The following is a 6,998-nucleotide window of genomic DNA, read 5'->3' on the forward strand; positions in this document are numbered from 1 at the left end:
TAACGGACCGCTCATGACCCTCAACACGACGCTCAATTCGTTCCCGGCCTGGTCGGCGCTCCAGTCGCATTACGACGCTATTTCCGGCGAGCGCCTGCGCGACTGGTTCGCGCCGCAAAACGATACCGCGCCGACGCGCCACGAGCGTATGACGCTCGAAGGCGGCGGCCTCGCAATCGACTTCTCCAAGAACCGCATCACCGACGCCACGCTCAAGCTGCTCGTGCAGCTCGCGGAAGAAGCCGGCGTCACCAAGCGCCGCGACGCCATGTTCGCGGGCGAAATCGTCAATATCACGGAACATCGCGCAGTGCTGCATACGACGCTGCGCGCGCAATCCGCCGATGCGCCCTTCCACGATCAAGTGCGCGCCGAAGTCGCCAGGATGGCGGCGTTCTCGGACAAGGTGCGCGACGGCTCGTGGACCGGCTACACCGGCAAGCGTATTCGACATGTGGTGAACATCGGCATCGGTGGCTCGGATCTCGGGCCGAAGATGGTGGTGCATGCGCTGCATCATCTGGCATCGAAGGAATTCGACACGCACTTTGTTTCCAACGTCGATGGCGCGGATCTGTGGAACGTGCTTCAGCAAGTGGATGCCGAAGAGACGCTCGCGATCATCGTCTCCAAGACGTTCACGACGCTCGAAACCATGACCAACGCGCATTCCATGCGTGACTGGTTCATCAAGTCGGGTTGTCCGGAAGATCAGCTTGCGAAGCACTTCGTCGGTGTATCGGCGAATCCTTCGGAAGTGGTCAAGTTCGGCATCGACAAAGACAATATCTTCGAGATGTGGGACTGGGTCGGCGGGCGCTATTCGCTGTGGTCGGCGGTCGGTCTGTCGATCATGCTGTCGGTCGGTCCGAAGAATTTCGATGCGCTGCTCGCCGGTGCGGACAAGATGGATCAGCACTTCCGCACCGCGCCGCTCGATAAGAATCTGCCGGTGCTGATGGGCATGATCGGCATCTGGTATCGCAATTTCTTTGGCTCGCAAAGCGATCTGATCGCGCCGTATTCGCAGGCGCTGCATTATCTGCCGTCGTATCTCCAGCAGTTGGAGATGGAGAGCAACGGCAAGTCGGCGCGGCTCGATGGCGGCATGGTCGATTACCCGACTGCGGCCGTGATCTGGGGCGAGCCGGGCACCAACGGTCAGCACGCGTTCTTCCAGATGCTGCATCAGGGTCCGACGATCATTCCGATCGACTTTATCGCCGTGCTGACGCCTGAGCATCCGCTGGTCGATCATCACGCGAAGCTGCTGGCGAATTGCTTTGCGCAGAGCGAAGCGTTGATGCTCGGTCGTACGCTCGAAGAAGCGAAGAAGGTTGCGGGTCCGGGCAAGGAAGAACTCGCGACGCATCTGAGCTTCCCCGGCAATCGGCCAACCACCACCATCATGCTCGATGCGCTGACGCCGGAATCGCTCGGTGCGTTGATCGCGCTGTACGAGCATAAGGTGCTCGTGCAGGGCACGGTGTGGAACATCAACTCGTTCGATCAGTGGGGCGTGGAACTGGGCAAGATTCTCGGCAAGGTTGTGGAAGCGGATATCACCGCTGCAAGCGCCGATCCGAAGAAGCATGATTCTTCGACGTCGGCGTTGATCGAGCGTGCTCGTCGCGCGTTGAAGCGTTGAGTTTTTAGCGCTGCTCGAAAGCCCGCATCGCGTTTGATGCGGGCTTTTTTATACGCTCAGTCCGTTGACCAGCCGCCCTGCTTCGATCGTCACCGTCGCGTCGCAGCGCTCGGCGAGTTCGGTATCGTGCGTCACGAGTACGAGCGTTGCGCCGTTGCGGCGATTCATCTCGAACATCAGATCGATGATGGCGTAACCGGTGGCGGCGTCGAGGCTGCCGGTGGGTTCATCGGCGAACAGGACGGCGGGATGCGTGACGAAGGCGCGTGCCAGCGCGACGCGTTGTTGCTCGCCGCCTGACATCAGCTTCGGATAATGTCCGGTACGCTGCGAAAGTCCCACCTGATCCAGCAGCGACCGCGCACGCGCCGCGATTTCCGCATGCGGCAACTCGGCGCGCAATTCCAGCGGCAACATGACGTTTTCGAGCGCGGTGAGATGTGGCATCAACTGGAACGACTGGAATACGAAGCCGACTGCGCCGCTTCTGAGCGCCGCGCGTTCGTCTTCGTTCAGCGTGGACAGATCGCGCCCGAGCAGACGAACCGAGCCGACGCTCGCGCTGTCCAATCCTGCAAGCAGACCGAGCAGCGTCGATTTGCCCGAACCCGATGCACCGACGATCGCCACGCTGCTTCCCTTGGCGATGGAGAGATCGATCTGGTCGAGAATCGTGAGTTCGCCCGTTGCGTCCTTCACCCGCTTGCTTAAACCCCGTACTTCGATAACAGGCTCGATATTGTTTTGCATGGACACTTTGAAGAAGAAACTGCGCGTTTTTACGCTGGTGTGTGCGGCGTGCGTGCCTGTGCTCGCGCATGCTGCCGATACCCAAACCAAGCCCGCAATCGTCGTACTCGGCGATAGCCTTTCAGCCGAATACGGCCTACCGCGCGATACGGGCTGGGTCAATCTGCTGCGCGACAAGCTCGCGAAAGAGCGTCTCGATTATAGCGTCGCCAATTCGAGCATCAGCGGCGACACGACCAGCGGGGGACGCGCGCGGCTCACGGCGGTGCTCACGCGCATCAAGCCAAAGGTAGTGATCGTCGAACTCGGTGCCAACGATGCGCTGCGTGGCGTGCCGCTCGCGACCACGGAAACCAACTTGCGCACCATCGTCGATGCATCGCAGGCCGCGCACGCGAAGGTTTTACTCATCGGCATGTACGTTCCGCCCAATTACGGCCCGGATTACACGCAGAAGTTCCACGCGGTCTACGAGCAGATCGCCAAGGACAAGAAAGTGCCGCTGGTGCCGTTCCTGCTGGCCGGTATCGAAAATCAGCCGAATATGTTTCAGGCCGACCAAATTCATCCGACGGTGCAGGCCCAGCCATTGCTATTGAACAACGTCTGGCCAAGTTTGAAACCCTTGCTCGGCGCAAGCGCTTCTCAATAGATGGAAAGATGGAACAGATGAAGCGCGGCGCTCCGGCATTCGACTGACCCACGCGGAACACGGCCAAGATTCAGATCTCTGAACTTTCGCGTCACTCTTATAACCCGCTCGCGTATCGAGCGAGACTCTTTAAGGAGAAAACGTGAAAAACGTGAAATATGCTCCCCTCGTCGCGCTGACCATTGCATTTTCGGCCTGTGCCGCTCAACCGCCTGCGGGTGTTCAGCAAGTCGGCACCAGCACCAAGGCACCGCGCGTCGTCGCGCAATGTGTGGCGCATAGCTGGGCCGATAAGTCGCAGCAACAAGTCGTGTCGCAGGATGTGCTGGCCAACGATCAGGCCGTCGATGTGTTCGTGCCGGGTCAGCAACCGCCGAGCGGCGCTGCGGCCGTGATTCGTCCGTCTGTGTCGGGACCGGGAACGTGGGTGGGCTTCCGCGCTTCGGGCGCGGCAGGCAGCCAGGCAACCGGCGATATTCAGGCGTGCCTGTGATTTGACTGCTTTGATCGCTTGAATTAGTCCAGACGCAAAGAAGCCCGCTTCCTTTCGGTTGCGGGCTTTTTCTTTGGGCTTCTGCGCTGCCCGGTTTTTGCTTAGTTCGATGCCGGTGCAGGCGCCTGACTGTACTTCACCTTCGAGCGTGCCTTCAGCGAATCGACATAGGCTTCCATGTCGGCCTGAGCGTAGACCTGCGCGATCTGCTGCTGCGCGCCCGTCAGACGATCCGCCGCGACCGGTGCAGCCTTCGCAATACCGTTCACGCGATAGATCGCATAACCGTCCGCGCCAAGATCGACGCCGACATACGCAGGCAGCTTCGACGCATCGGCTTTGAAGATCGCGCTCAACGCGGCGGGCGGCAGCCCCTGCGCATCATTGCGCGAGACGGTGATCGGCGACGTGAAGCCGTCCGTCGATTTCGACTTCTCCAGCTCGGCCAGCTTTGCCTGACCTTCCTTCTGTGCCATTGCCGCTGCTTGCTCGGCGACGACCTTCGCGCGCACCGCATCCTTCACGGTATCGAAGGCCGGCACGGCGGACGGCTTGTAGTCCACCACGCGCGCTGAAATCAGCGTGTTATTGCCGATGTCGATAGCCTGCGTGTTGTTGTGCTCCTTCACCGAGTCCGGCGCGAATACCGCAGCAAGGAACTTCGCGTTATTCAGCGGGCTGTCCGGCGGCAGCTTCGGATCCGGCTTCGGGCCGATGGTCGCGGTCTGGATCGCAAGCTTGAACTTGTCGGCGGCCGGTTGCAGCGTCTTCGACTTTTCGTAGACGAGATCGGTGAATCCTTGCGCGCTGTCAGCAAAGCCCTTGGTGCCTTGCTGCGCGGCGTAGTCCTTCGCGACTGCGTCCTTCACCTCATCGAACGACTTGGTCGCGGCGGGCTTCACGTCCGTCGCCTGAATGATGTGATAACCGAAGTCCGATTCGACGATATTGCTCACCTCGCCCTTCTTCAGGCTAAACGCTGCATCGTCGAACGCCTTGCCGCCTGCGATCTGACCGGGCTGGAAGTAACCGAGGTCACCGCCCTTGCTCGCCGAACCCGGATCGTCCGAATTCTTCTCGGCGATCTGCGCGAACTGGTCCGGATGCGCCTTCACCTGAGCCAGAATCTGCTCGGCCTTCTGCTTGGCCTTCGCCTTGTCGGCCGCGCTCATGTCCTTCGGCGCGTTGATCAAGATGTGGCTCGCGCGCACTTCGCCTTCGGTGCGATAGCGCTGAACGTTGTCGTCGTAGAACTTCTTCAGGTCCGCATCGCTCGGCTTGTTCGATGCCGCGATCGTCGCAGGCGACAGCACGAGGTACTGGATCGACGCCGTCTCGGGCGTGGCGAATTCCTGCTTGTGCGCGTCGTAATACGCCTGCAATTGCGCATCGGTCGGCTGAACTTTCGATGCGTAATCGGTCGTGCGCAGCGACAGGCCCTGCACATCGCGCTTCTGCTCGGAGAGTTCAGTGAGACTCTGCGCCAGCGCCTTCGACGTGAAGGCCGTCGATTGGATGCTGCCCGGAATCTGCTCGCTGGCGATGGTATAGCGCATGCGCTCGTCGTACTGCGCGGGCGTCATGCCCTGCATGGCGAGCAACTGCTTGTACCGATCGACGTCGATGGTGCCGTCCGGCTTGCGCAGGGACGAGATCACCGGATCGTTCATCAGCGCGCGGCGCACGGCGTCGTCCGATGCCGTGAGATGCAGACGCTGCGTCTCGTCGGACATCACGCGCTGTTGCACGAGACTATCGACCATGGCGCGGCGCGTTTCGGGGGTATCGAACATCTTGGCGTCGAACTGCGCGCCGAGCATGGAGCGGGCGCGGTCAACTTGCTGCCTGAAGGCACTGTCGAATTCAGCGCGCGTGATCTTGTGACCGTTGACGCTGGCGACGTAGGCGTTCTCGTCGAAGTAATTGGAGAAACCCTGAATCCCGACCATGCCAAGACCCGGCACGATGATCAGGATCAGCAGAGCCATCATCAGGCGCTGGTGATTGCGGAAAAAGTCGAGCATGCGTAGCGCTGCGTTAGAACAAAACGCTCGATATTACAACAGTGGCCGAGGAAAAGGCGAAAGCGTGAGGGGTTTTACCGAACTGATGCGTCATACGGAGGTGATTTGATGGGTTCTGCGTGCTGTTTGAGCTTGAAAATCAGGCGGTTATGGCGCGTTTCGACTTGTGGCACGCTGAGCTTCGAAGCATGAATCGTTGGCATTCTTAACGAAATGCAAACGTCACGCCCAAAACAAAAATCCCGCAAGCCTTTCGACTCGCGGGATTTTCATTCGATTCTGGCGGAGCGGACGGGGCTCGAACCCGCGACCCCCGGCGTGACAGGCCGGTATTCTAACCAACTGAACTACCGCTCCTTGTAGCGTTTGAAGAATCCGGTTTGGTGGGTGCTGAGAGGCTCGAACTCCCGACCTACGCCTTGTAAGGGCGCCGCTCTACCAACTGAGCTAAGCACCCGGACTCTTCTGCTCGCTTCGCTAGGAACACCGTTCCCAGCGAGTCCGCTAGTTTAGCGCATCCTTTAGCGCTTTGCCAGGGCGAAATTTAGGTACCTTCGCTGCCTTGATCTTGATCGCGTCTCCCGTGCGCGGATTGCGGCCCGTGCGCGCCGTGCGCTTGCCCACTGCGAACGTGCCGAAGCCCACGAGCGTCACCGTCCCGCCCTTCTTCAACGTCGTGCTTACGCCTCCGATTACGGCTTCGAGCGCGCGTTGTGCGGCTGCCTTGGAGATATCGGCTTGCTGCGCGATATGGTCGATCAGTTCCGTCTTGTTCATTGTGATCCCCGAATCTGTATTGGCACGATGTGGTCGGTCCGATGCCGCATCGAAGCCGTTGCGTCGATACGATGCGCATCGCGAATGGTCGGATGCGGGGTCATTAAACGCAGACGAAACGGTACTGTCAACGAGGGTTGCGCCCGATGCAGCGTGCCTTTAGAAGATGTTGTCAACTCATTCGGCATGCCAAAAGAAAAACCCGCGAGGCAAAGCCTCGCGGGTTTAGCAGAACAGCGCGCAACAAGTGCTTCTTAGTGCGTCACGATTAATGCTTAACGACATCACCGGTCGCCGGCGCATCCTTCTTCGCCTCTGCTGCCACAGGCGTTGCTTTCGCATCGTCCTCAGCAGGCAGCGCTTCAGGCGCGCGTTCCAACGCCAATTCCAACACGCGATCGATCCAGCGAACCGGCACGATCTCGATGGCGTTCTTCACGTTGTCGGGGATATCGGCCAGGTCCTTGGTGTTCTCTTCAGGAATCAGCACGAGCTTGATGCCACCGCGATGCGCCGCCAGCAGCTTCTCCTTCAACCCGCCGATCGGGAGCACTTCGCCGCGCAGCGTGATTTCACCCGTCATCGCGACATCCGCGCGAACCGGAATACCGGTCAGCACCGACACCAGCGCCGTAGTCATCGCGATACCGGCGG

Annotated in this window: 6 protein-coding genes, 2 tRNA genes and 1 pseudogene; 3 read left to right on the forward strand and 6 right to left on the reverse strand. The window is 60.1% G+C overall.

Going from position 1 to position 6,998, the window contains the following annotated elements; all coding sequences use genetic code 11:
- The first annotated feature begins 13 nt into the window (after positions 1-13).
- Positions 14-1,648 (forward strand): glucose-6-phosphate isomerase, encoded by a 1,635-nt coding sequence (pgi, locus tag P7F28_RS25450; RefSeq protein ID WP_277187544.1) that lies wholly within the window; start codon positions 14-16, stop codon positions 1,646-1,648.
- A 48-nt stretch (positions 1,649-1,696) separates the two neighbouring features.
- Here the strand turns inward: pgi and P7F28_RS25455 are convergent, their stop codons facing one another.
- Positions 1,697-2,398 carry an ABC transporter ATP-binding protein gene (locus tag P7F28_RS25455; protein WP_277187545.1) on the reverse strand — a complete coding sequence of 234 codons (702 nt, stop codon included), beginning with the start codon at positions 2,396-2,398 and terminating at the stop codon, positions 1,697-1,699.
- Between P7F28_RS25455 and P7F28_RS25460 the strand changes: the two genes are divergently transcribed.
- Both P7F28_RS25460 and P7F28_RS25465 read left to right on the forward strand, forming a co-directional pair.
- Complete coding sequence (locus P7F28_RS25460; RefSeq protein ID WP_277187546.1) at positions 2,397-3,050, forward strand: arylesterase; 654 nt, start codon at positions 2,397-2,399, stop codon at positions 3,048-3,050. The two genes, P7F28_RS25455 and P7F28_RS25460, sit on opposite strands and share 2 nt — an antisense overlap.
- Before the next feature lie 151 nt (positions 3,051-3,201).
- Positions 3,202-3,543, forward strand: coding sequence for a hypothetical protein (locus tag P7F28_RS25465; protein ID WP_277187552.1), 342 nt, complete (start codon positions 3,202-3,204; stop codon positions 3,541-3,543).
- 101 nt (positions 3,544-3,644) lie between these two features.
- Here P7F28_RS25465 and P7F28_RS25470 read toward each other — a convergent pair whose 3' ends face one another.
- The 5 genes and pseudogenes from P7F28_RS25470 to P7F28_RS25490 all read right to left on the reverse strand — a co-directional run.
- Positions 3,645-5,567: a SurA N-terminal domain-containing protein gene (locus P7F28_RS25470; protein WP_277187547.1), complete on the reverse strand. Its 1,923-nt coding sequence runs from the start codon at positions 5,565-5,567 to the stop codon at positions 3,645-3,647.
- Positions 5,568-5,847: 280 nt separating this feature from the next.
- Positions 5,848-5,924 (reverse strand) — tRNA-Asp (locus P7F28_RS25475).
- Positions 5,925-5,948: 24 nt separating this feature from the next.
- Positions 5,949-6,024 (reverse strand) — tRNA-Val (locus P7F28_RS25480).
- Between the two features lie 47 nt (positions 6,025-6,071).
- Positions 6,072-6,368: pseudogene (locus P7F28_RS25485) on the reverse strand (HU family DNA-binding protein); the annotation flags it as partial.
- A gap of 244 nt (positions 6,369-6,612) precedes the next feature.
- Positions 6,613-6,998 (reverse strand): S16 family serine protease (locus tag P7F28_RS25490; RefSeq protein ID WP_306806004.1); only part of this gene is annotated, 386 nt, incomplete at its 5' end.

It is taken from the genome of Caballeronia sp. BR00000012568055 (assembly GCF_029439455.1).
Lineage (GTDB): Bacteria > Pseudomonadota > Gammaproteobacteria > Burkholderiales > Burkholderiaceae > Caballeronia.

Coding starts and splice junctions, on each gene's coding strand:
- P7F28_RS25455 (WP_277187545.1), bottom strand. CDS start 2,398: ATGCAAAACAATATCGAGCCTGTTATCGAAGTACGGGGTTTAAGCAAG.
- pgi (WP_277187544.1), top strand. CDS start 14: ATGACCCTCAACACGACGCTCAATTCGTTCCCGGCCTGGTCGGCGCTC.
- P7F28_RS25470 (WP_277187547.1), bottom strand. CDS start 5,567: ATGCTCGACTTTTTCCGCAATCACCAGCGCCTGATGATGGCTCTGCTG.
- P7F28_RS25460 (WP_277187546.1), top strand. CDS start 2,397: ATGGACACTTTGAAGAAGAAACTGCGCGTTTTTACGCTGGTGTGTGCG.